The organism is Terrabacter sp. Soil810, from assembly GCF_001429645.1.
Taxonomy (GTDB): Bacteria; Actinomycetota; Actinomycetes; order Actinomycetales; family Dermatophilaceae; genus Terrabacter.
In genome coordinates, this window is record NZ_LMSW01000001.1 from 817,990 (window position 1) to 839,523 (window position 21,534).

The 21,534-nt window shown below is 72.5% G+C and carries 18 protein-coding genes and 1 tRNA gene; 15 read left to right on the forward strand and 4 right to left on the reverse strand.

What is annotated here, in order from left to right:
* The first annotated feature begins 72 nt into the window (after window positions 1-72).
* Both rsmI and ASG96_RS03730 read left to right on the forward strand, forming a co-directional pair.
* On the forward strand, window positions 73-903 hold the full coding sequence (gene rsmI, locus ASG96_RS03725) for a 16S rRNA (cytidine(1402)-2'-O)-methyltransferase (protein ID WP_057586644.1): 831 nt from the start codon (window positions 73-75) through the stop codon (window positions 901-903).
* A 143-nt stretch (window positions 904-1,046) separates the two neighbouring features.
* A complete protein-coding gene (locus ASG96_RS03730; RefSeq protein WP_056760451.1) occupies window positions 1,047-1,472 on the forward strand; it encodes an OsmC family protein in 426 nt (141 codons plus the stop codon).
* 89 nt (window positions 1,473-1,561) lie between these two features.
* On the opposite strand, the gene ASG96_RS03735 is transcribed toward ASG96_RS03730, so the two are convergent.
* A complete protein-coding gene (locus ASG96_RS03735; RefSeq protein ID WP_056760455.1) occupies window positions 1,562-1,993 on the reverse strand; it encodes an SRPBCC domain-containing protein in 432 nt (143 codons plus the stop codon).
* A 134-nt stretch (window positions 1,994-2,127) separates the two neighbouring features.
* Between ASG96_RS03735 and metG the strand changes: the two genes are divergently transcribed.
* The 7 genes from metG (at window position 2,128) to ASG96_RS03770 (ending at window position 10,789) form a co-directional block, all read left to right on the forward strand.
* The gene (metG, locus tag ASG96_RS03740) at window positions 2,128-4,047 is read left to right on the forward strand and encodes a methionine--tRNA ligase (protein WP_057586646.1); all 1,920 of its coding nucleotides are present in this window, start codon (window positions 2,128-2,130) and stop codon (window positions 4,045-4,047) included.
* Window positions 4,044-4,925, forward strand: a complete 882-nt coding sequence (locus ASG96_RS03745) for a TatD family hydrolase (RefSeq protein WP_057586647.1) — start codon at window positions 4,044-4,046, stop codon at window positions 4,923-4,925. Before metG ends, ASG96_RS03745 begins: the two co-directional genes overlap by 4 nt.
* Window positions 4,926-5,110: 185 nt before the next feature.
* Window positions 5,111-6,256 (forward strand): resuscitation-promoting factor, encoded by a 1,146-nt coding sequence (locus tag ASG96_RS24525; protein ID WP_057586649.1) that lies wholly within the window; start codon window positions 5,111-5,113, stop codon window positions 6,254-6,256.
* Between the two features lie 197 nt (window positions 6,257-6,453).
* Window positions 6,454-7,377, forward strand: coding sequence for a 16S rRNA (adenine(1518)-N(6)/adenine(1519)-N(6))-dimethyltransferase RsmA (gene rsmA / locus ASG96_RS03755; RefSeq protein WP_056760466.1), 924 nt, complete (start codon window positions 6,454-6,456; stop codon window positions 7,375-7,377).
* Window positions 7,378-7,407: 30 nt separating this feature from the next.
* Entirely contained in the window at window positions 7,408-8,352 is a 945-nt protein-coding gene (locus ASG96_RS03760; protein WP_056760469.1) for a 4-(cytidine 5'-diphospho)-2-C-methyl-D-erythritol kinase, read from the forward strand.
* Between the two features lie 142 nt (window positions 8,353-8,494).
* Complete coding sequence (locus ASG96_RS03765; RefSeq protein ID WP_057586651.1) at window positions 8,495-10,366, forward strand: ABC-F family ATP-binding cassette domain-containing protein; 1,872 nt, start codon at window positions 8,495-8,497, stop codon at window positions 10,364-10,366.
* 60 nt (window positions 10,367-10,426) lie between these two features.
* Window positions 10,427-10,789 (forward strand): VOC family protein, encoded by a 363-nt coding sequence (locus ASG96_RS03770; protein ID WP_056760477.1) that lies wholly within the window; start codon window positions 10,427-10,429, stop codon window positions 10,787-10,789.
* Between the two features lie 13 nt (window positions 10,790-10,802).
* Here ASG96_RS03770 and ASG96_RS03775 read toward each other — a convergent pair whose 3' ends face one another.
* Complete coding sequence (locus tag ASG96_RS03775; protein WP_056760482.1) at window positions 10,803-11,339, reverse strand: MarR family winged helix-turn-helix transcriptional regulator; 537 nt, start codon at window positions 11,337-11,339, stop codon at window positions 10,803-10,805.
* A 56-nt stretch (window positions 11,340-11,395) separates the two neighbouring features.
* Here ASG96_RS03775 and ASG96_RS03780 point away from each other — a divergent pair, with 56 nt between their 5' ends.
* Both ASG96_RS03780 and ASG96_RS03785 read left to right on the forward strand, forming a co-directional pair.
* Window positions 11,396-12,298 (forward strand): methyltransferase domain-containing protein, encoded by a 903-nt coding sequence (locus tag ASG96_RS03780; protein WP_082591591.1) that lies wholly within the window; start codon window positions 11,396-11,398, stop codon window positions 12,296-12,298.
* Window positions 12,299-12,812: 514 nt separating this feature from the next.
* Window positions 12,813-14,579 carry a sigma-70 family RNA polymerase sigma factor gene (locus ASG96_RS03785; protein ID WP_057586653.1) on the forward strand — a complete coding sequence of 589 codons (1,767 nt, stop codon included), beginning with the start codon at window positions 12,813-12,815 and terminating at the stop codon, window positions 14,577-14,579.
* 71 nt (window positions 14,580-14,650) lie between these two features.
* Here the strand turns inward: ASG96_RS03785 and ASG96_RS03790 are convergent, their stop codons facing one another.
* A complete protein-coding gene (locus tag ASG96_RS03790) occupies window positions 14,651-15,256 on the reverse strand; it encodes a TetR/AcrR family transcriptional regulator (protein ID WP_056761130.1) in 606 nt (201 codons plus the stop codon).
* Between the two features lie 396 nt (window positions 15,257-15,652).
* Between ASG96_RS03790 and ASG96_RS03795 the strand changes: the two genes are divergently transcribed.
* The 4 genes from ASG96_RS03795 to ASG96_RS03810 all read left to right on the forward strand — a co-directional run bounded on the left by ASG96_RS03795 (window position 15,653) and on the right by ASG96_RS03810 (window position 20,784).
* Window positions 15,653-17,773, forward strand: a complete 2,121-nt coding sequence (locus ASG96_RS03795) for a sigma-70 family RNA polymerase sigma factor (protein WP_057586655.1) — start codon at window positions 15,653-15,655, stop codon at window positions 17,771-17,773.
* A gap of 53 nt (window positions 17,774-17,826) precedes the next feature.
* Window positions 17,827-17,905 (forward strand) — tRNA-Gln (locus ASG96_RS03800).
* A 393-nt stretch (window positions 17,906-18,298) separates the two neighbouring features.
* The gene (glmU, locus tag ASG96_RS03805) at window positions 18,299-19,807 is read left to right on the forward strand and encodes a bifunctional UDP-N-acetylglucosamine diphosphorylase/glucosamine-1-phosphate N-acetyltransferase GlmU (protein WP_056760493.1); all 1,509 of its coding nucleotides are present in this window, start codon (window positions 18,299-18,301) and stop codon (window positions 19,805-19,807) included.
* Window positions 19,804-20,784: a ribose-phosphate diphosphokinase gene (locus tag ASG96_RS03810; protein ID WP_056760498.1), complete on the forward strand. Its 981-nt coding sequence runs from the start codon at window positions 19,804-19,806 to the stop codon at window positions 20,782-20,784. Before glmU ends, ASG96_RS03810 begins: the two co-directional genes overlap by 4 nt.
* 76 nt (window positions 20,785-20,860) lie before the next feature.
* On the opposite strand, the gene ASG96_RS03815 is transcribed toward ASG96_RS03810, so the two are convergent.
* Window positions 20,861-21,421 carry an ABATE domain-containing protein gene (locus tag ASG96_RS03815; protein ID WP_056760501.1) on the reverse strand — a complete coding sequence of 187 codons (561 nt, stop codon included), beginning with the start codon at window positions 21,419-21,421 and terminating at the stop codon, window positions 20,861-20,863.
* Between the last annotated feature and the right edge of the window lie 113 nt (window positions 21,422-21,534).

A 21,534-nucleotide genomic window follows, 5' to 3' on the forward strand; every position in this document is an offset into this window, starting at 1 on the left:
CCGCCACGTGGTCGGTGGCGCGGCGGTCGCGTCTCGCGGGGACCGAAGCGGCGTCCCTGCGAGGATGACGGCATGACCCCCGGCACCCTCGTCCTCGCGGCCACGCCCATCGGCGACCCCCGGGACGCGGCGCCCCGGCTGGCGCAGGAGCTCGCGACCGCGGACGTCGTCGCGGCCGAGGACACGCGTCGCCTGCGCCGCCTGCTCGCCGACCTCGCCGTCACGCCGAGCGGGTCCGTCGTCAGCTACCACGAGCACAACGAGGCGGCGCGTACGCCCGACCTCGTCTCCCGGCTCGTCGCCGGGGAGCGCGTCGTCGTCGTCACCGACGCCGGTATGCCGTCCGTCTCCGACCCCGGCTACCGCCTCGTCGCCGCCGCGGTGGAGGCGGGCGTACGCGTGACGTGCGTTCCCGGGCCGAGCGCGGTCCTCATGGCGCTGGCGGTCTCGGGGCTGCCCGTCGACCGGTTCTGCTTCGACGGCTTCCTACCGCGCAAGCCGGGTGAGAAGGCCAAGGTCCTCGCCGAGGTCGCGGACGAGCGCCGCACCATCGTGTTCTTCGAGGCGCCCCACCGGCTGGCCGAGACCCTCGCGGCGATGCGGGACGCGTTCGGCGCCGACCGCAGGGCGGCCGTGTGCCGCGAGCTGACGAAGACCTACGAGGAGGTCCGGCGCGGCACGCTCGACGAGCTCGTCGCCTGGGCCGAGGGCGGCGTCAAGGGCGAGATCACGGTCGTCGTGGCCGGTGCCGAGCGGGTGGTGCCGTCCCTCGAGGAGGCCGTCGCCGGCATACGCACGCGGGTGGAGGCGGGGGAGCGGCTCAAGGACGTCGCGGCCGACGTCGCGTCGCGCACCGGCCTGTCCAAGAAGGCGCTCTACGACGCGTCGCTCGCCGCGCGCTGACCGCCGCGGCCGCGCCTCCTGCGGCGCGTCTCGACAGGCGAACCCCTTGCCCAGCGGGGAACAGCGGGCAAGGCTGCTGTCGTTCCCCCTCCGGAGGCCGGCGACGGTCCGGCCGAGTCGACAGCACAGCGAAGGAGCAAGGCATGGGCACCACTCGCACCGCCAGCACACACTGGGAGGGCTCCCTCTTCGAGGGCTCCGGCCAGGTCAGCCTCGAGAGCTCGGGCATCGGCACCTACGACGTCAACTGGCCCTCGCGGGCGGAGGCGGCGAACGGCAGGACGAGCCCCGAGGAGCTCATCGCCGCGGCGCACTCCTCGTGCTACTCGATGGCGCTGTCGAACGGCCTCGCCAAGGCCGGAACGCCCCCGACCACGCTCGACACCACGGCGAACGTCACGTTCGTCCCGGGCACGGGCATCACGGAGATCGCGCTGAGCGTCGTCGCCGACGTGCCCGGCATCTCGGCCGAGGACTTCCAGGCCGCCGCCGAGGACGCCAAGGCCAACTGCCCCGTGAGCCAGGCCCTCAAGGCCGTGCCGATCTCGCTCGAGGCTCGTCTCGGCTGATCAGCACCACCGGACGCCATCGGCGCCGACCCGTTCGGGTCGGCGCCGATCTCGTGGTGGCGCACCGCCGCCCGTGAGGAGCCGGGGTGTCAGGCCGACTCGACGGTGGACTTCAGGGACTCGAGCATGCCCTGCCAGCTCTGGGAGAACTGGTCGGCCTGCTCCTGCGAGTCGTTGCCGTCCTGCTCGAGGGCCAGGGTCGTGCGACCGTCCCTCGTCGGAGTCAGCGTGTAGGTCACCGTGTGGTAGTTCTCGGGCCGGTCCTCCTGACCCATGAGCGGGCTGTAGTGGGTCATCGAGAGGCGGTGGCCCTCCTCGACCTCGAGCACCTCTCCCTTGTCCTCGTAGGACTTCCCGTCCATCTCGCCCTGCCACGTGATCGGGCTGCCGACCTCCCAGTCGGTGGTCAGGGTGGTGCCGGCCATCCACGACCTCACCTGCTCCGGGTCCGTCAGGGCGCCCCAGACGGCACGCGGCGACGCGGCGACGATGACCTCTGCCTCTGCGATGTGTCCAGTCATACCTCTGTCGTACCCGCACGAGGCCACCTCGCGCTAGAAGGAAGCCGACAGCCGCCCACGGCCGGAGCCCGGTGCCCGGGGCGGCGGCATACTCGTGCGCGGCGGCACCGCGTGCCCGCCTAGGATTGCTCGCCATGAGCCATGTCCTGTCTGCCGTCGCCTGGCCGTACACCAACGGCCCGCGCCACATCGGCCACGTGGCCGGTTTCGGTGTGCCCTCCGACGTCTTCAGCAGGTACATGCGGATGGCCGGGCACGACGTCCTCATGGTGTCCGGCACCGACGAGCACGGCACGCCGATCCTCGTCCTCGCCGAGGAGGAGGGCCTGACGCCGCAGGAGCTCGTCGACAAGTACAACGCGGTCATCGCCCAGGACCTCGCCGACCTCGGCCTGTCCTACGACCTCTTCACCCGCACGACGACGCGCAACCACTACGCCGTCGTGCAGGAGATGTTCCGCCAGGTCCACGCCAACGGCTACATGATCGAGCAGACCACGCGCGGCGCCATCAGCCCGTCGACCGGCCGCACCCTGCCCGACCGCTACATCGAGGGCACCTGCCCGATCTGCGGCTACGCCGAGGCGCGGGGCGACCAGTGCGACAATTGCGGCAACCAGCTCGACGCCGACGAGCTGATCGACCCGCGCAGCAAGATCAACGGCGAGACGCCCGAGTTCATCGAGACGCAGCACTTCTTCCTCGACCTGCCCGCCCTCGCCGGCGCCCTGGGCGAGTGGCTCGACGGACGCGAGGCGTCGGGCACGTGGCGCCCCAACGTCATCAAGTTCTCCAAGAACCTCCTCAAGGACGTCCGCCCGCGCGCGATGACCCGCGACATCGACTGGGGGATCCCGATCCCGCTCGAGGGCTGGGAGGACAACCCGAGCAAGCGCCTCTACGTCTGGTTCGACGCCGTCATCGGCTACCTCTCGGCGTCCATCGAGTGGGCCCGCCGGATCGGTGCCCCGGAGCGCTGGCGCGAGTGGTGGAACGACCCGTCGGCCGTGTCGTACTACTTCCAGGGCAAGGACAACATCACCTTCCACAGCCAGATCTGGCCGGCGGAGCTCCTCGGCTACGCCGGGCGCGGCGACAAGGGCGGCGAGCCCGGCGAGTACGGCGACCTCAACCTGCCCACCGAGGTCGTGGCCTCCGAGTTCCTGACCCTCGAGGGCAAGCAGTTCTCGACGAGCCGCAAGCACGTCATCTACGTCCAGGACATCATCGCCCGCTACGGCCCGGACCCGATCCGCTACTTCATCTGCGCGGCTGGCCCGGAGAACCAGGACGCCGACTTCTCGTGGGCCGAGTTCGTGCAGCGCAACAACAGCGAGCTCGTGGCCGGCTGGGGCAACCTCGTCAACCGCACGGCCGCGATGATCGCCAAGAACTTCGGCGAGATCCCGAGGGCGTATGCCGTCGAGCCCGTCGACGAGGAGCTGCTGGCCACCGTGCGGGGTGCGTTCGCGACCGTCGGTGCCTCGCTCGAGCGGCACCGGCAGAAGGCCGCCCTGGCCGAGGTCATGCGCGTCGTCGGCGAGGCCAACGCGTACGTCTCGAGGACCGAGCCGTTCAAGCTCAAGGGCGACGACCAGCGCGAGCGGCTGTCGACGGTGCTGCACACGCTGGCGCAGGCCGTCTCGGATATCAATACGCTCATCTCACCGTTCCTGCCCCATGCGGCGAACCGCGTCCACGCGGTCCTCGGGGGTGACGGCGAGCTCATGCCGATGCCTCGTCTGGAGGTCGTCCCGGACCTCGACGACGACGCCCGGAGCTACCCGATCATCACGGGCGAGTACACCTCGACGCCGCGCTGGGAGTCGCGGCCCGTCGTCGTCGGGACGCCGATGGCCAAGCCCACGGGCGTCTTCGTCAAGCTCGACCCCGAGCAGGTCATCGAGGACGAGCGGGCGCGGCTGGGCGACTCGGGGCCGGGCGGCACCCGCCACCACACCGACCCCCTCGCGGCACCGAAGATGGGCAAGCCGAAGGGCGGTGCTGCGGCCGCCGCGGCCGGTGCGCGCGCCGACGAGGCACCGACCGCATGAGCCCGCAGGCGTCGGGGCAGCGTGGCCTGCCGGACACCCCGCCGGACCCGCTGCCCATCGACGTCGTCGACAACCACGTCCACCTCGACATCACGCGTGAGGGGGACGAGCCGTTCGACGTCGCCGACGCGATCAAGGCGGCCCGCGCCGTCGGCGTGACCCGGCTCGTCCAGGTCGGCTGCGACCTCGACGGGATCCGCTTCACCATGGACGCCATCGACGCGCACGACGAACTGGTCGGTGGAATCGCCTTGCACCCCAACGAGATTCCTCGGCTCGCCGCGGCTGGGCGTCTCGAGGAGGCCTATGCCGAGGTCGAGCGCTGCGCGGCCCACGACCGCATCCGCGTCATCGGCGAGACCGGGCTCGACTACTTCCGCACCGGTCCCGAGGGGATCCCCGTCCAGCAGGACGGCTTCCGCTGGCACATCGACCTCGCCAAGCGTCTCGGCAAGGCGCTGCAGATCCATGACCGCGACGCCCACGACGACGTGCTGCGGATCCTCGAGGAGGAGGGCGCGCCCGAGCACACGGTCCTGCACTGCTTCTCGGGCGACCTGGCCATGGCTCGCGAGTGCGTCGACCGCGGCTACCACCTCAGCTTCGCCGGCACCCTCACCTTCAAGAACGCGCGCGGCCTGCGCGACGCGCTGACCGCCGTCCCGCTCGACCGCATCCTCGTCGAGACCGACGCCCCCTACCTCGCGCCTGCGCCGCACCGGGGTGCGACCAACGCCTCGTTCCTCGTGCCGGTGACCGTCCGGGCGATGGCCGCGGTGCTCAACATCGACGTCCCGGCACTGTGCCGCGCGGTGTCCGACAACAGCGAGCGGGTCTACGGTCCCTGGGGTGCGGAGCGAACCGGGCAAAGCTCCTAGCGCACCACAGAACGCCCCGTCCACCGACACCGGCCTCCGTTACCGAAATTTGACCTTTCCATGGAGTGTCGGCCACATTGGTGGACTGTTGGCCGGTTGCCACCCCGCATCGACCTCTTCCCGACGACGTGAGGAGGACGGATCGAGAGCGCGTTGCACCCGGGTCGTTCGACGTTCGGAGTGTTTTGATTTCTCGCAACGCCAAGATCCTGGCCGCCGCTGGCGCGGCCGTCGTCCTCACCGGTGGCGCCGTCGGCGCGACCCAGCTCGACAAGGCCGTCAACCTCTCGGTGGACGGCACGACGAGCTCGGCCCACGTCTTCGGCAGCACCGTCGGTGACGTCCTCGACGACCAGGGGATCGCCGTGAGGCCGGGCGACGTCGTCGTCCCCGCCGCAGACGCCCCCGTCAGCGACGGCGACACCATCACCGTGAAGTACGCCCGCCTGCTGACCCTCACGGTCGACGGCAAGACCCGTCAGGTGCGCACCACCGAGACCACGGTCGACGGGGCGCTCCTCGCGCTCGGCCTCCGCGGCGAGGGTGCCCGCCTGTCCGTGTCCCGTTCGCAGACCATCGGTCGCCAGGGGCTCGCCGTCAGCGTCGTCACCCCCAAGGCCGTGACGGTCACCGTCGACGGCAAGACGACGACGAAGACCATCGCCGCGGCCACCGTCGGCGAGGCGCTGACCCAGCTCGGTGTCCGCCTCGGCAAGGTCGACAAGGTCAACCCGCCGGTCACGACCCGCCTCACGTCAGGTGCCAAGGTCGCGGTCCAGCGCGTGCAGACCAAGGACAAGAAGGTCAACGAGGCCATCGCCTTCGGCACGACGAAGAAGAAGACGAGCGACCTCTACACCGACCAGACCAAGGTCTCGCGTGCCGGCGTCGCCGGTGTGCGCACCGTGACGGTCCGCACCACGGTCGTCGACGGCAAGGTCGTCTCCACCAAGAAGCTCTCGTCGAAGATCACCAAGGCCCCGGTCGACCGCATCCTGCTGGTCGGCACCAAGGCCCGCCCGGCCGCCGCTCCCAGCACGACGAGCACCGGCAGCACCGGCAGCACCGGCGGCTCCAGCTCTGGCGGGGGCATCAACCTGGCCCACGCCGCCATGTGGGACAGCATCGCCCAGTGCGAGTCCACCGGTAACTGGCACATCAACACCGGCAACGGCTACTACGGAGGCCTGCAGTTCCTCACCTCCACGTGGCTCGCCTACGGTGGCGGCGACTTCGCGTCGCGCGCCGACCTCGCCTCGCGTGAGCAGCAGATCACCGTGGCCAACCGCGTCTACGCCGACAACGGCACGTCGCAGTGGGGCTGTGGCTGACCCAGCCGCACAGCACCAGCACGTTTCGACGAGGCCCCCGACCATCACGGTCGGGGGCCTCGTCCCGTCGGGTGGCCCCGCGGTCACACGAGCAAGCCGGGGCACGCGAGTGCCCGGGGACCGGGCGCCCGGGGGCGGACGCGCGACACCGGGCCACGCGGCATACGCCATCCGCCGGGGCGCCATAGGGTGAGCGCATGAGCAAGAAGGACGCGCCGGACGTCGCCGATGCCGCGCTCCTCGGCGCGGCGCAGGTGCGCGAGCTCGCCGAGCGCCTCGAGGTGCGACCGACGAAGCAGTGGGGCCAGAACTTCGTCGTCGACGCCAACACGGTGCGCAAGATCGTCCGGGTCGCGGGCGTCGGTCCGCACGACGTCGTCGTCGAGGTCGGCCCCGGGCTCGGCTCGCTCACCCTCGCGCTCCTGCCCGTCGTCAAGCACGTCACGGCCGTCGAGGTGGACCCGCGGCTCGCGGGCGCCCTGGAGGAGACGGTCCGCTCGCTCCAGCCGGAGAACGCCGACAAGCTGCGCCTCGTCGCCGCCGACGCGCTGACGGTCACCAGGCTCCCCGGTCCCGACCCCACGGCCCTCGTCGCCAACCTGCCCTACAACATCTCGGTGCCGGTCGTGCTCTCCTTCCTCCAGTACTTCCCGACGATCGAGCGCGTCCTCGTCATGGTGCAGCTCGAGGTCGCCGAACGGCTCGCGGCCAAGCCGGGCAGCAAGATCTACGGCGTCCCGAGCCTCAAGGCGGCGTGGTACGCCGACGTCGAGCTGGCCGGGCGCGTCGGGCGCAACGTCTTCTGGCCGGCCCCCAACGTCGACTCCGGCCTCGTCGCGCTGCGCCGTCGCAAGCCGCCGAAGACGACGGCGAGCCGTGAGGACGTCTTCCGCTGCATCGACGCGGCGTTCCTCCAGCGACGCAAGTCCCTGCGTGGCGCCCTCGCGTCGTGGGCGGGCTCGCCGGACGCCGCGGAGCAGGCCCTCGTCACCGCAGGGGTCGACCCCCGCACGCGCGGCGAGCAGCTCGACATCACGACCTTCGCCCGGATCGCCGAGGCCCGTCCGGCCGATGTGGGTCCGCCGGAGCCGCGCGGACGCCGTCGGGGCCATACGTCCTGACGCCGGCCGGTCGGACCATAGGGTGGGCGCATGACTGTCGCTCCGACCCTGCCCGGCGCCGTGACCGTGCGCGTCCCGGCCAAGGTCAACCTCGAGCTGCGCGTCGGTCCTCGGCGGCCTGACGGCTACCACGCGCTCGCGACCGTCTACCAGGCGGTCTCGCTGCACGACGAGGTCTCGGTCGCGCGCTGGGACGAGTGGCAGGTCGTCGCGGCCGGCTCGTACGCCGACCGCATCCCCACGGACGGCGACAACCTCGCCGTCCGCGCCGCCCGCCTCGTCGCCGACCGCTGGGACGTCGACGAGTGCCTCTCGATCCGCATCGACAAGGACATCCCGGTCGCGGGTGGGATGGCCGGCGGCTCGGCCGACGCCGCCGCGGCCCTCGTCGCCTGCGACCAGCTGTGGGGCCTCGGTCTCGACCGCGACGAGCTGGCCGAGCTGGCTGCGACCCTCGGCAGCGACGTCCCGTTCATCCTCTCCGGCGGCAACGCCATGGGTTCGGGCCGCGGCGAGCAGCTCGCCCCCGTCCTGGCGCGCGGCACCTTCCACTGGGTCTTCGCCATCAGCGACACGGGTCTGTCGACCCCGGAGGTGTATGCCGAGTGCGACCGTCTGCGCGAACGTGACGGCGTCGACGTGCCCGAGCCCCAGGTCAGCGCCGCGCTGATGGCGGCGCTGCGCTCCGGCGACCCCGGGGCGCTCGGCGCCGCCCTGCACAACGACCTCGAGCCGGCCGCCTTCTCGCTGCGACCGCAGCTGCGCGAGCTGCGCGACGCGGGCGTCGAGTTCGGCGCGCTCGGCGGGATCGTGTCGGGCTCCGGGCCCACGGTCGCCTTCCTCACCGAGAGCCACGAGGCCAGCCTCGACCTGTCGGTGTCGCTCGCCGCCTCCGACCTGTGCCGCGACCTGCGTCGCGCCAAGGGCCCGGTCCACGGCGCGCACGTCGTCGCCACCCCGCGCCACCTCGAGTGAGCACTCCGTCCCACGCCGCAGGCACCCCGCCTCCTCCCCGCCGAACGCGGCGTTCGATCGCGAACGCGCTGCTCGAGCACCGAGTTCGCCACCGAACGCCGCGTTCGGCGCAAGGGGCTGGAGCACATAGGGTCAGTCAGCGATGGCCAACCTCATCTCCCTCGAACGGGTCTCCCTCGTCTTCGGCACGTCCCACGTCCTCGACGACGTGAGCCTCGGCGTCCTCACGGGCGACCGCATCGGCGTCGTCGGCGTCAACGGCGGCGGCAAGTCGACGCTGCTGCGTGTCATGGCCGGCCTGCAGGAGGCCGACTCCGGACGCACGACCAAGCAGGGCGGCGCCGACGGCATCCGCATCGGCATGCTCGCCCAGGAGGACGCGCTCGACCCCGAGTGGACGATCCGCGAGGCCGTGCTCGGCGACCTGCCCGAGCACGTGTGGGCGGGCGACCCCCGCATCCGCGACGTCCTGACCGGGCTGCTCGGCGGCATCGAGGCCGAGAACGTCGGCGGTCTCGACAGCCGCGTCGGCCCCAAGTCCGGTGGAGAGCGCCGGCGGCTCGCGCTCGCCCGGCTGCTCGTCTCGGACCCCGAGCTGCTCCTGCTCGACGAGCCGACCAACCACCTCGACGTCGAGGGGGTCGCCTGGCTCGCCGACCACCTCGCGACGAAGCGACCGCGCCCCGGCAACGCGACCGTCGCGATCACGCACGACCGCTGGTTCCTCGACGCCTACGCGACGTACACGTGGGAGGTCGAGGGCGGCAAGGTCAGCGCCTTCGAGGGAGGGTATGCCGCCTACGTCCTCGCGAAGGCCGAGCGGGACCGTCTCGCCGGGGTCGTCGCCGACCGGCGCTCCAACCTCATGCGCAAGGAGCTGGCCTGGCTGCGCCGCGGCGCACCGGCTCGCACGAGCAAGCCGAAGTTCCGCATCGACGCCGCGAACGCCCTCATCGCCGACGAGCCCGCCCCGCGCAACAGCGTCGAGCTCGCGTCGTTCGCGAGCCGCCGCCTCGGCAAGGACGTGCTCGACCTCGAGGACGCCACCGTGTCCGTCGGCGAGCCACCGCACGAGCGCCGGCTGCTCGACCACGTGACGTGGCGACTGGCACCCGGTCAGCGCATCGGCATCGTCGGGGTCAACGGCGCCGGCAAGTCGACCCTGTTGCGCGCCCTGACGGGCGAGATCCCGCTGGACGCCGGTCGCCGCAAGATCGGCAAGACCGTCGCCATCGCCCACCTGACCCAGGAGGTGCGCGAGCTCGAGCGCTTCGAGCAGTGGCGCGTCATCGAGGCCATCGAGGACGTCAAGCAGTGGACGACCCTCGGCGACAAGGAGATCAGCGCCAGCCAGCTCGCGACGCGCCTCGGCTTCCCCGGCGGGCGCCAGCAGGCACGCGTCGGTGACCTCAGCGGTGGCGAGCGTCGCCGGCTCCAGCTGACCCGGCTGCTGCTCACCGAGCCGAACGTCCTCATTCTCGACGAGCCGACCAACGACCTCGACATCGAGACGCTCACCTCCCTCGAGGACGTCCTCGACGGCTGGGCCGGCACCCTCGTCGTCGTCTCCCACGACCGCTACCTGCTCGAGCGGGTGGCCGACAAGCAGCTGGCGCTGCTCGGTGACGGCAAGGTGCGCGAGCTGCCCGGCGGTGTCGAGGAGTACCTCCGGCTGCGCACGGCGGACATCGCGGCCCGGGTGGCGCGGGCTGCTGCGGCCCCGGCCCCCGGCGGCGGCTCGGCTGCGGCGACGAGCCGGCCGGACGGCATACGCCCTGAGCCGGCGACGAGCGCGAGCCCGGCCGAGGTGCGCGAGGCGCGCAAGGTGATGGCGCGCATCGAGAAGCAGCTCTCGCGCCTCCAGGACCGCGAGGAGCGCCTGCACGGTGACATGGCCGAGAAGGCCACGGATCCCGCGGCGCTCGCCGACCTCAACGCGAAGCTGCAGGCGGTCGTGGCCGAGCGCGAGGACCTCGAGCTCGAGTGGCTCGAGGCCGCCGAGGTCGTCGGCTGACCTGGGAACGTCGTCATCGAGACCCTTGAAAGTATCTTGATATCAAGATACTTTTGGGGCATGGAGATGCTCCTGCACCACGTCCAGGTGTCCGGTCCCGCGGGGTGTGAGGACGCCATGCGGGCCTTCTACGTCGGCGTCCTCGGGATGACCGAGGTGGCCAAGCCCGAACGGCTCCGCGCCCGTGGCGGTGCGTGGTTCCGGGCGGGGTCGGCAGAGGTGCACGTCGGCATCGAGGACGGCTTCGTCCCGGCGCGCAAGGCCCACCCCGGGATCGCCGTCGGCGACGTCGAGGCGCTCGCGGCGGTCGTCGGGGCGGCGGGTGCACCCGTCACCTGGGACGACAACATCCCCGGGCTGCGCCGCTTCCACACCGCCGACCCCGTCGGCAACCGGCTGGAGTTCCAGCAGGCCGAGCGGTGAGCGCGTGAGGCCGTCAGCCGTGGCCGTCGCCGCGTCGCGTCTCGCGCGTCTCGAGCGGGGCCAGCATGCGCCGCAGCAGTCCGGCGAGCTGCGTGCGGTCGCTCGCCGACAGCTCCGAGAGCAACGACTTCTCCTGCTCGATGAGGTCGGCCATCGCCGAGTCGACGACGTCGCGGCCCGCCGGGGTCAGGCGCACGAGCACCCCGCGTCGGTCGCCCGGGTCGGGGCGGCGCTCGACGAAGCCGCTGCGCTCGAGACGGTCGACGCGGTTGGTCATCGTACCCGACGTGACGAGCGTCTGCTGCACGAGCTGGCCCGGGGACAGCTCGTAGGGCTCACCCGCGCGGCGCAGAGCCGACAGCACGTCGAACGCCCAGCCGTCGAGCAGGTGCTCGGAGAAGGCCGACCCGCGGGCGAGGTCGAGACGGCGAGCGAGGCGCGAGACCCGCGAGAGGACCTCGAGCGGCGACACGTCGAGGTCGGGGCGCTCCCGACGCCAGGCAGCGACGATCTCGTCGACGTCGTCGGCGGGCCTGCGGTCGGCGCTCATACCCCAACTGTAATCGCCGTCAAGACTCTTGACATCGAAAGAAACGGAACGATGACATGACCGAACCCACCACGCCGCCCACGACCGCAGGGGTCGCACCCGACGACCCGGCCGTGCCCGACGGGCCGGTCGCGCCCGGCACGGCCGCTCGCACGGCCGACGCGGCCTGGGACCCGCGGCAGTACGCCGTCTTCGCCGGTCACCGCGGCCGTCCCTTCGCCGACCTGCTGGCCCGCGTCGACACCGAGGCCCCCCGGCTCGTCGTCGACCTCGGCTGCGGCCCCGGTGAGCTGACGCTCGGGCTCGCCCAGCGCTGGCCCGAGGCCACGATCGTCGGGGTCGACAGCTCACCCGAGATGCTCGAGCGCGCCCGCGCGCTCGACACCGACGGCCGCGTCGAGTGGGTCGAGTCCACGGCCGAGGACTGGGACCCCACCGAGTCCGGGGGCGCGGTCGACGTCCTCGTCACGAACGCCACGCTCCAGTGGGTCCCCAGCCACCTGCGCCTCATCCCTGCCTGGCTCGCGAGCCTCTCACCCGGAGGCACGTTCGCGATGCAGGTGCCCGCGAACTTCGACGCACCCTCGCACCGGCTCATGCGCGAGGTCGCCGCTCGCCACTCGCGGGCCGACGACCTGCGGCCGGGCCTCGACCGAGCCCAGGCCGTGGCCCGACCTGCGACGTATGCCGCCCTCCTCCTCGACCGCACCGCCGACGTCGACGTGTGGCAGACGACCTACCAGCACGTGCTCACCGCCGAGGCCGGTGGTCCACACCCGGTGCTCGAGTGGGTGCGAGGCACCGGCCTGCGGCCCGTGCTCGGCGTCCTCGACGGCGACGAGCGGGACGCGTTCGTCGCGGACTACGAGCGTGAGCTCGAGACGGCATACCCCCGGCGGTCGTTCGGCGTGCTCTTCCCCTTCACCCGCACGTTCGCGATCGCCCGCACCACGCGCTGACCGGGCCGGCCCCGCCAGCGGACGCCGACGGGCGGGAGGCGCGTTGGGCAGGTATGCCGCGGGTCTCGTGGCGGTAAGGCGAGGGTCTCGGTCGCGTCCGGCGTCCCGCTCCGTAAGAAAATCTCCGTCAATTTCCGGCATTTCTGCCCATTTCGGAAAACCATGTCATGAAATGGGTCCCGGCACGTCATACAGATGACGGCACCGCAGGGGTCTCCCGCTTGGTCAGGGGAGGGAGTGACCCCTACGGGTTGTCTCGGTGGTGCCGTCAGGTTTCGTCCTTCCGCGTGGTTTCGTGGAGGGGATCATTCGGAAGGACGAAACCTGCCCACCGCGTGTCCGGCGCACCGCCCGATGCGGCCCGGTTCGTCCGGATTCACGTGACGCCCGCGTCCCGACTCGACGCACGCCCCGCCGCTTGGCAGACTGGCCCGCACCGGGGCAGTAGAAGGGCGAAGGGTTGTCGGCAGACGCGACCTTGTGGTCGAGCGAGGCATGGGCCTCGGCCCCTGACGTGTACCTCCTCGCCCGGACACGCGAAGGCTCCGCGGAGGCGTTCGGTGAGCTGTGGCGTCGCCACCTGCCTGCTGCGTATGCCGTCGCCGGGCGTCACCGCGGCCGCTCGGCCCCGGAGGACATCGTCGCCGAGGCCGCCGCGCGCGTCCTCGCGCTGATCCGCGCGGGCAAGGGCCCCGACGAGCACTTCCGCGCCTACTTCCTCTCCGCAGTGCGGTCCGTCGCCATCGACCAGGGTCGCCGCGACCTGCGGGTCGTGCCCACCGAGGCCGACGACCTCGAGGACCTCGCCGACCCGGCCGACGACCCCTTCGAGGGCCTGGCGACCGACGACGAGGGTCTCGCTCTCGTGCGCGAGGCCTTCGCCGGGCTCTCGGAGCGCGACCAGCGCGTGCTCTGGCACACGACCGTCGAGGGTGCGGCCCCGCGGGCGATCGCGCCCGCTCTCGGCATGACGGCCAACGCCGTCAGCGTCTGTGCCATGCGGGCGCGGGAGTCGCTCCGGGCGCTCTACCTCGACGCGCGGGCCGAGCGCGGGCTCGCCGGGGCCGACGACGACGAGTGCCGCTGGACGGTGAGCCACCTCGGCGCACTCGTCCGTGGCCGTCTGCCCAAGCGACAGACCGAGCGGGCAGAGGCGCACGTCGCCACGTGCCCGCACGCGGCTGCCATAGCCGCGGACCTCCGCGTCATCCACGACGGCTTCCCCGCCCTCGTCGTCCCGCTCGTGCTCCTGGCGGGTCTCGGGACACCGGGCTTCGTCAGCGTCGCTGCCGTCGCCGGTCTCTCGGGTGGCGTTGCGGCGGCCGGCTCCGCCGGGATCGCCGAGGCCACGGCCGGCGTCGGGGGAGTCACGGCCGGGGGAGTCACGGGGTCGCCGGCAGCGGGACACCCGGCGCCGTCCTCCACGTCGTCATCATCGGGGTCGGGGGTCGACGACGTCGCCCAGGTGGCCAGTCGCGTCACCGGGCTCATGGCCGGGCTCGCCGTCTCCGCAGGAGTCGTGGGAGCCCTGGCGCTCCCAGGCGCATCGCTGGCAGCCTCCACCGCGACGACCCCGTCCACCGCGATGCCGTCCACCTCCAGCGTGGGCCCCGGCGCCGCGCGCGGGGCCCTTCCGGGTGCGTCGTCGCGTCCCGTCGTCACGTCCCTCCCGGTCTCGCCGACCGACGTGGCGGCCCGGACCCTGAGTGCCTCCGCCGTCCCGTCCGTCCCTGATCGCTCCGGCGCCCCTTCCGCGGGACCGGTCGCCGACCCGGGTGCGCCGTCCGCGACTCTCGGCGGCACCCCCGTGCCGCAGGGTGAGACCCCGGCCGGCAGCAGCGGGACCGACCCCACGTCCGAGTCGAAGCCGACGAGCACGCCGCCAGGCCAGCCCGCGACCTCCTCGTTCACGACGAAGCCGCCGACCCCGAGCACGACCCCACCGACACCGACGACGACCCCGGCGCCCCAGCCGGGAGGCGTCGCCCCCACCGTCACGGTGCGCCTCGTGTCCGGACGCGACCCCGCCAGGATCTCCGTGCGGGTGCGGTCCCAGGTCGAGGGCCCGATGACGGTGCGCGTCAGCAACCTGGCGGGCACGGGGACCCTCACGGTGCGCAACTCCAGCTGGTCGTGCACCCAGCCTGCGGCCTCGGCGGTGAGGTGCACGGGCGCCCAGGGGCAGGCGCTGCTGCAGCAGTCGGGCGGGGTCCGGCCCGTCGTCGTGAGCGTCACCGACGCCGACGGCGGGACCTGGACCGAGACCCTCCGCCCCGGCTGACCGGCCAGGCGGCACCTCGTCGAGTGAGCGCTCACCCGGGTGGGGCGGGGCGCTCACTCGAGGGGGAGAGGTCAGCGGTGGGGGACCGTGACCAGCCGTGGGCTGCGGTCGAGGCCCGAGAGGCCGTTCCAGGCGAGGTTGACGAGGTGCGCGGCGACCTGGTCCTTCTTGAACTTGCGCCGGTCGAGCCACCACTGACCGGTGAGAGCCACCATCCCGACGAGCATCTGCGCGTGGATCGGCGCCGACTTCGGGTCGAGCCCGCGCTGCTTGAACTCGGCGGCGAGCAGGTGCTCGACCTGGACCGCCACGTCCCCGAGGACGCTCGCGAACGAACCCGTCGACTGCCCGGGCGGCGAGTCGCGCACGAGGATCCGGAAGCCCGACGGGTCGCTCTCGATGTAGTCGAGCAGGGCGAGCGTGGCCCGCTCGAGCAGGACCCTGGCTCCCTCCGGCTCCTCGAGGGCGGCGCTGATGCCGCCCATGAGGGCCTGGATCTCGCGGTCGACGACGACGGCGTACAGACCTTCCTTGCCGCCGAAGTGCTCGTAGACGACCGGCTTGGAGACGTTGGCCCGCGAGGCCACCTCCTCGACGGTCGTCGCCTCGAACCCCTTGTCGGCGAAGAGCTTGCGGCCGACGGCGATGAGCTGCTCGCGCCGCTCCGGACCCGTCATCCTGGCGCGCGGGCGGGAGCGGTCGGCGCGGTCTGGGCGGTCGGCGGTCACGCCGCCATTGTGCCTGTCCCGGTGTCGTCGGCCGCGACGGACGAGGCCGCACCTGACTTTCTTGCCGAATCCCGTCATGAAACGGCTCGTGAACACGTCTATGTCATTGGTAGGGAGGAGGCGGCTCGCGCCCGGCGTCCGTGTGGGGACACGGTCCGGGCGACGTCGCCGGTGAGGTCGATCTCGACGCAATGGGAGGCGGACGCGGATCGACCTCACCGCCATGCCCGACGGCGCTTTGGCAAATGCCACAACAGACGGCCCCGGTGGCGCACACTGGTGAGGCACGTCTGGTGGAAGGTGCCGCAATTGTCAGCACACACGATGGGACCACGGTCCGACCCCATGACCGGCGCACCCGCGACGGCTGGGGTCGAGGAGTCCGATGTCGTGCTGCTCGCGCGGGCGCGGTCGGGTGACGAGGAGGCTTTCGCTGCCCTCTGGCGCAGGCATCTGGCCGCCGCGCACGCCGCCGCGACGTCGTTCCGCGGTCGCGTGTCGGCCGAGGACCTCGTGGCCGAGGCCTCCGCTCGTCTGTTCCGCCTCCTGAGCGAGGGGCGCGGGCCATCGTCGAACTTCCGGGCGTACTTCGTCTCGACGGTACGCACCGTCGGCGTCGACGCGGTCCGTCGCGAGATGTCCGTCGTGACGACGTCGACGACGGACCTCGACCTGCTGCCCGGACCCGACGACGGACTGTCGGCCCTCGGCGCACAGGGCGTCGACACGGACCTGGTCCGCGAGGCCTTTCTCCGGCTGAGCGAGGCCGACCGACTGCTGCTCTGGCAGACGATGGTCGAGGGCCACCCGCCTCGGGTGGTCGCCCCCGAGCTCGGGGTCTCGGCCAACGTCGCGAGTGCGCGCGCGAGACGAGCCCGTGACGAGCTCCGGGACCGCTATCTCGACTCCTGGGTGCGGCGCCGTGTGCCGGTCTGTGACGCGCGCGACTGCCGCTGGACCCTCGACCATCTCAGCGGCCACGTGCGAGGCCGACTGACCGAGAGGCAGGGCGCGCGCGTCGAGGCCCACCTGGCCCGCTGTCCTCGCGAGGCCGGACTCGCGGTGGAGCTGCAACGCGTCTACGACGGGTTCGGTGCACTCACCGGGCCGATCGTCCTCGCGGTCGGAGCCGCGATGTTCGGCAGTCTCCCCGGGGGCGCTTCGGCGGCTCTCGTCGGGTCGAGCACGACCGGTGCGACGACCGGCGCGGCGACGGGTGCGACGACGGGTGTGACGGCAGGTGCCGGCGCTGCGGGCGGGACGGCCGGTGCGGGTGCCGCGGGCACGAGCGCCGGCTCCGCCCTCGGCGGCGCGGCGGCCGGCAGCACCGGTCTGGGCGGCACCCTCACCGTGAGCGGTGCCGGCGCGACGGCATCCGGCACCGCGACAGCAGGAGCGGGCCTCACCGCGGGCGCGACCTCAGTGTCCGCCACCACCACGGCCGCCTGCGTGGGAGGTGGGGGCGGCGCCGCCCTCACGGCCCCGGCGGGCGTGGCCGCAACCACCGCTCTCGTGTCGAGCGCAGCCATCGTCACTCCCGTCGCTGCGTGGACGGGCGGGTCGATCCTGGCTGGGACCGCGATCGGCCCACCACTCGCCACGGCGATGGCGGGCCTCGTCGTGGGGCTCGGACTCTCGGTGGCACCGGCCGCGGCGCACGACCTGGGCACCACGACGACGTCGGTCGTCTCGCCGGTGGACGGCGTCACGCAGGTGCTCAGCGCAGGCTCGGAGGTCGCGCCCGAGGCGGCCACCACCCCGGTCGACCTGCTCCATCTCGACCTCCTCCCCGCGCCGTCCGACCCGGCACCGTCCGACGCCACGTCTGTGGACCCGGCATCGTCCGACCCGGCACCGTCCGACGCCACGTCCGTGGACCCGGCACCGTCCGACCCGGCACCGTCCGACGCGACGTCCGTGGACTCGGCACCGTCCGACCCGGCACCGTCCGACGCGACGTCCGTGGACTCGGCACCGTCCGACCCTGCGCTGTCCGACGCGACGTCTGTGGACCCGGCACCGTCCGACCCTGCGCTGTCCGACGCCCCGTCCGTGGACCCGGCACCGTCCGACCCTGCGCCGTCCGACTCCACGTCCGTGGACCCGTCGCTGTCCGACTCTACGTCCGTGGACCCGGTACCGTCCGACCAGACGTCGTCCGACTCCACGTCCGTGGACCCGGTACCGTCCGACCAGACGCCGTCCGACTCGACGTCCGTGGACCCGGCACCGTCCGACCCGGCGGCCGGCCGCGCCCCGACGAACGCGGAGTCCAGCTCTGCGGCCGAGAACGGGCACCTGCGATCGGCCCGCCCCGCGGCCGACCCTCCAGCCGGCCCTCCAGCCGACCCTCCGGCCGATGCGCCATCCGGTGCTGCCGCCCCGGCGCAGGCCGCCGATGGTCCTGCCACCGCGGGCCGGCCGCCGGAGTCGCCGACCGGCGACGCCCACCCGGCAGGTGCGTGAGTCCGCGACGGAGCGACGTCGGGTCTGCACTACCCTGTCCACGTCCACGACGATCCCCGGTTGGTCTGCCGGCAGGGCCCGCCTGACTTTGAATCAGGACAAGCGACGCAGGTTCGACTCCTGCCCGGGGAGCAGGAGACGGTGACGGGTGCTCGGACGAGCGGCGTCGCCCGACGTGCGGGGGGGTTCGCGGTCGAGCGACGCCTTGGCCGCTCGGCAGGGAGTAGGTGCCAGAGCCAGCCCGGGGTCCGCCGACTTAGGGGGAATGGCGGGCCCGTCCTCCCATGGTCGCACGGCTTGCAAGATCGGCGACGGACGGTGATCGGCGCGTGGCCTGCGTCGTCGGCCACACGGCATACGCCGTCGCGCGACAGCGCCCGGTGTGAGTGGGGTCACGGCGCGCTCGTGGCCGGGGCGGCACCCTCGCTCCCCACGAGTAGCATGGCCGAGGCGCACCCCGGCGCCCTCGTGGGCCGGGGTCGTACGCACCCGAGTGCACCCCGATCCAAAAAGGAGCTGCGCCCTGTGAGCGATCTACGGCCGACCGCCGTGATCGTCCTCGCCGCCGGTGAGGGCACACGCATGAAGTCCACGACCCCCAAGGTCCTCCACACGATCGGGGGCCGCACTCTCGTGGCCCACGCGATCCGGGCGGCCCGGGGCACGAGTCCGCACCACCTCGCCGTCGTCGTGCGCCACGAGCGCGACCGCGTCGCCGAGCACGTGGCGCAGGTCGACCCGGAGGCCGTCGTCGCCGACCAGGACGACGTCAAGGGCACCGGCCGCGCCGTCGAGTGCGCCCTCGACGCCCTCCCCGGCGACCTGACCGGCACGGTCGTCGTCACGTACGGCGACGTGCCGTTGCTGACGAGCGAGACGCTCGAGGGTCTCGTCGCAGCACACCACGCAGCCGGCAGCGCCGTCACCGTCATCACGGCGACGCTCGAGGACCCCACGGGCTACGGCCGCGTCATCCGTGACGCCGAGGGCTCGGTCGTCGCGATCGTCGAGCAGAAGGACGCCGACGAGCAGCAGCGCGCGATCCGCGAGGTCAACAGCGGGTTGTATGCGTTCGACGCGGCGGTCCTGCGCGAGGCGCTCGACGAGGTGGGCACCGACAACGCCCAGGGCGAGAAGTACCTCACCGACGTCATCGCGATCGCCCGGCGCCGCGGCCTCGGGGTCCGCGCGCACCTCGTCGCCGACCTCTGGCAGACCGAGGGCGTCAACGACAAGGTGCAGCTGGCCCGCCTCGGCGCCGAGCTCAACCGCCGCACCGTCGAGCAGGCCATGCGCGACGGGGCGATCGTCATCGACCCGGCGACGACCTGGCTCGACGCGGACGTGACGATCGGCCCTGACACGGTCGTGCGTCCCGGCACCCAGATCCTCGGGGCCAGCTCGATCGGTCGCGACTGCGTCATCGGTCCCGACACGACCCTGACCGACGTCGAGGTCGGCGACGGTGCGAGCGTCGTGCGCACCCAGGCCGAGCTCGCCGAGATCGGGCCCGGCGCCAGCGTCGGGCCCTTCTCCTACCTCCGCCCGGGCACCCGACTCGGGGCCAAGGGCAAGATCGGCGGCTTCGTCGAGACGAAGAACGCCGACATCGGCGCCGGCGCCAAGGTGCCCCACCTGAGCTACTGCGGCGACGCGACCATCGGCGAAGGCGCCAACATCGGTGCGGGCACGATCTTCGCCAACTACGACGGCGTCACGAAGGGCCACACGAACGTCGGCGCCCACAGCTTCGTCGGCAGCAACTCGGTCATCGTCGCGCCACGGACGATCGCCGACGGTGCCTACGTCGCAGCCGGCTCGGCCGTCGTCAGCGACGTCGCCGCCGGGCAGCTGGCGGTGACGCGCGCGCAGCAGCGCAACGTCGACGGCTGGGTCGCCCGCCGCCGCGCCGGCACGAGGACCGACGAGGCCGCCCGAGCCGCGCAGGCGCAGGCGACCACCGAGCCCACCAGCGAGCCGACGAGCGAGCCGATGGCCGACCCGACCACCGAGACGAAGGGCGCCCAGCGATGAGCGGCATCAACAAGACGACCGAGAAGCACCTCATGGTCTTCTCCGGCCGGGCCCACCCGCAGCTCGCGCAGGAGGTCGCCGCGGCGCTCGGCACCGACCTCGTCCCCACCAGCGCCTACGACTTCGCCAACGGCGAGATCTACGTGCGCTACGAGGAGTCCGTCCGTGGCTCCGACGCGTTCGTCATCCAGAGCCACACCGCTCCGATCAACGAGTGGATCATGGAGCAGCTCATCATGATCGACGCGCTCAAGCGTGCGTCGGCCAACAGCATCACCGTGGTCCTGCCGTTCTACGGCTACGCCCGCCAGGACAAGAAGCACCGCGGCCGCGAGCCGATCTCCGCGCGGCTCATGGCCGACCTCTTCAAGACGGCCGGCGCCGACCGGCTCATGGCGATCGACCTGCACACCGCGCAGATCCAGGGCTTCTTCGACGGGCCGGTCGACCACCTCATGGCGATGCCGATCCTCGCCGACTACGTCGGCAAGAAGTACGGCCACCTCGACCTCGCCGTCGTCTCTCCCGACGCCGGCCGCATCAAGGTCGCCGAGGACTGGAGCTCGCGGCTCGGCGGCGCGCCGCTGGCCTTCATCCACAAGACCCGCGACATCAACCGGCCCAACGAGGTCGTCGCCAACCGCGTCGTCGGTGAGATCAAGGGTCGCGTCTGCGTCCTCGTCGACGACATGATCGACACGGCGGGCACCATCACCAAGGCTGCCGACGCGCTCATGGACCAGGGCGCCGCGGGTGTCATCATCGCCGCGACGCACGCGATCCTCTCCGGTCCGGCCGTCGACCGCCTCAAGGCCTGCAAGGTCGAGGAGGTCATCGTCACCAACACGCTCCCGATCCCCGACGACCGCCGCTTCGACAAGCTCGCGGTGCTCTCGATCGCCCCGCTCGTCTCGATGGCGATCCGGGAGGTCTTCGAGGACGGCTCCGTCACGAGCCTCTTCGACGGCAAGGCCTGAGCGGCCACCACACGACGAGGGCGTATGCCGCCGGGCGGGTCCCGGCGGCATACGCCCTCCGTGCGTGGTGGGGTCCTCAGGCGTGGGCGGCGCGGCGGGCGCGGTAGGCGGCGGTGTGCGCCCGGGCCGCGCAGCCGCCCTCGCAGAAGCGTCGCGAGCGGTTGCGGGAGAGGTCGACGACGACGTCGTCGCAGTCGGCGGCCTCGCAGACGCGCAGGCGGGCGAGCTCGCCGGCGCGCACGACGTCGATGACCGCGATCGCCGCCTCGACCGCCATCCGCCGGGCGAGCGGGGCGTCGGCGGGGGTGGCGTGGACGTGCCAGCCGACGCCGTCGTGGTCGACGAGCTGGGGGACGGCGCGGGCCTCGGCGAGCAGCTCGTTGACGAGGGCGACGACGCCTGCCTCGTCCTCGTCCCAGAAGCCGCGCAGCCGGGGGCGTAGCGCGCGGACGGCCGCGAGCTCCGCGGCGTCGCGGTCGAACCGGCCCGTCCACCCCTGAGCCCGGTAGAGGGTCTCGAGCTCGTCGAGGGTCGTCAGCCGGTCGGGGTCGCCGTCTCCGGGCACCGAGCCCGGCATCGTGTTGACGAGGGCTGCCGCTCCGGCGAGGGCGACGTCGGTGTCATGGGTGAAAAGCATGTTGACTCCTGACGGGCGCGATCGCTACTGTCACGAGTGTAATCACTTTCGGTGCTGACATGACGCGGGCGCGACACGGTGCCGGCCAGTCAGCGGGAACGACGAGGGACAGT

Bases quoted from the DNA above. Each gene is read 5' to 3' on its own strand.
- ASG96_RS03775 (WP_056760482.1), bottom strand. From the start codon at position 11,339: ATGAGCGCCGACCGCAGGCCCGCCGACGACGTCGACGAGATCGTCGCT.
- ASG96_RS03760 (WP_056760469.1), top strand. From the start codon at position 7,408: ATGACTGTCGCTCCGACCCTGCCCGGCGCCGTGACCGTGCGCGTCCCG.
- ASG96_RS03770 (WP_056760477.1), top strand. From the start codon at position 10,427: ATGGAGATGCTCCTGCACCACGTCCAGGTGTCCGGTCCCGCGGGGTGT.
- ASG96_RS03815 (WP_056760501.1), bottom strand. From the start codon at position 21,421: ATGCTTTTCACCCATGACACCGACGTCGCCCTCGCCGGAGCGGCAGCC.
- ASG96_RS03790 (WP_056761130.1), bottom strand. From the start codon at position 15,256: ATGACGGGTCCGGAGCGGCGCGAGCAGCTCATCGCCGTCGGCCGCAAG.
- rsmI (WP_057586644.1), top strand. From the start codon at position 73: ATGACCCCCGGCACCCTCGTCCTCGCGGCCACGCCCATCGGCGACCCC.
- ASG96_RS03780 (WP_082591591.1), top strand. From the start codon at position 11,396: ATGACCGAACCCACCACGCCGCCCACGACCGCAGGGGTCGCACCCGAC.
- ASG96_RS03745 (WP_057586647.1), top strand. From the start codon at position 4,044: ATGAGCCCGCAGGCGTCGGGGCAGCGTGGCCTGCCGGACACCCCGCCG.
- ASG96_RS03765 (WP_057586651.1), top strand. From the start codon at position 8,495: ATGGCCAACCTCATCTCCCTCGAACGGGTCTCCCTCGTCTTCGGCACG.
- ASG96_RS03735 (WP_056760455.1), bottom strand. From the start codon at position 1,993: ATGACTGGACACATCGCAGAGGCAGAGGTCATCGTCGCCGCGTCGCCG.
- rsmA (WP_056760466.1), top strand. From the start codon at position 6,454: ATGAGCAAGAAGGACGCGCCGGACGTCGCCGATGCCGCGCTCCTCGGC.
- metG (WP_057586646.1), top strand. From the start codon at position 2,128: ATGAGCCATGTCCTGTCTGCCGTCGCCTGGCCGTACACCAACGGCCCG.
- ASG96_RS03795 (WP_057586655.1), top strand. From the start codon at position 15,653: ATGACCGGCGCACCCGCGACGGCTGGGGTCGAGGAGTCCGATGTCGTG.
- ASG96_RS03730 (WP_056760451.1), top strand. From the start codon at position 1,047: ATGGGCACCACTCGCACCGCCAGCACACACTGGGAGGGCTCCCTCTTC.
- ASG96_RS03810 (WP_056760498.1), top strand. From the start codon at position 19,804: ATGAGCGGCATCAACAAGACGACCGAGAAGCACCTCATGGTCTTCTCC.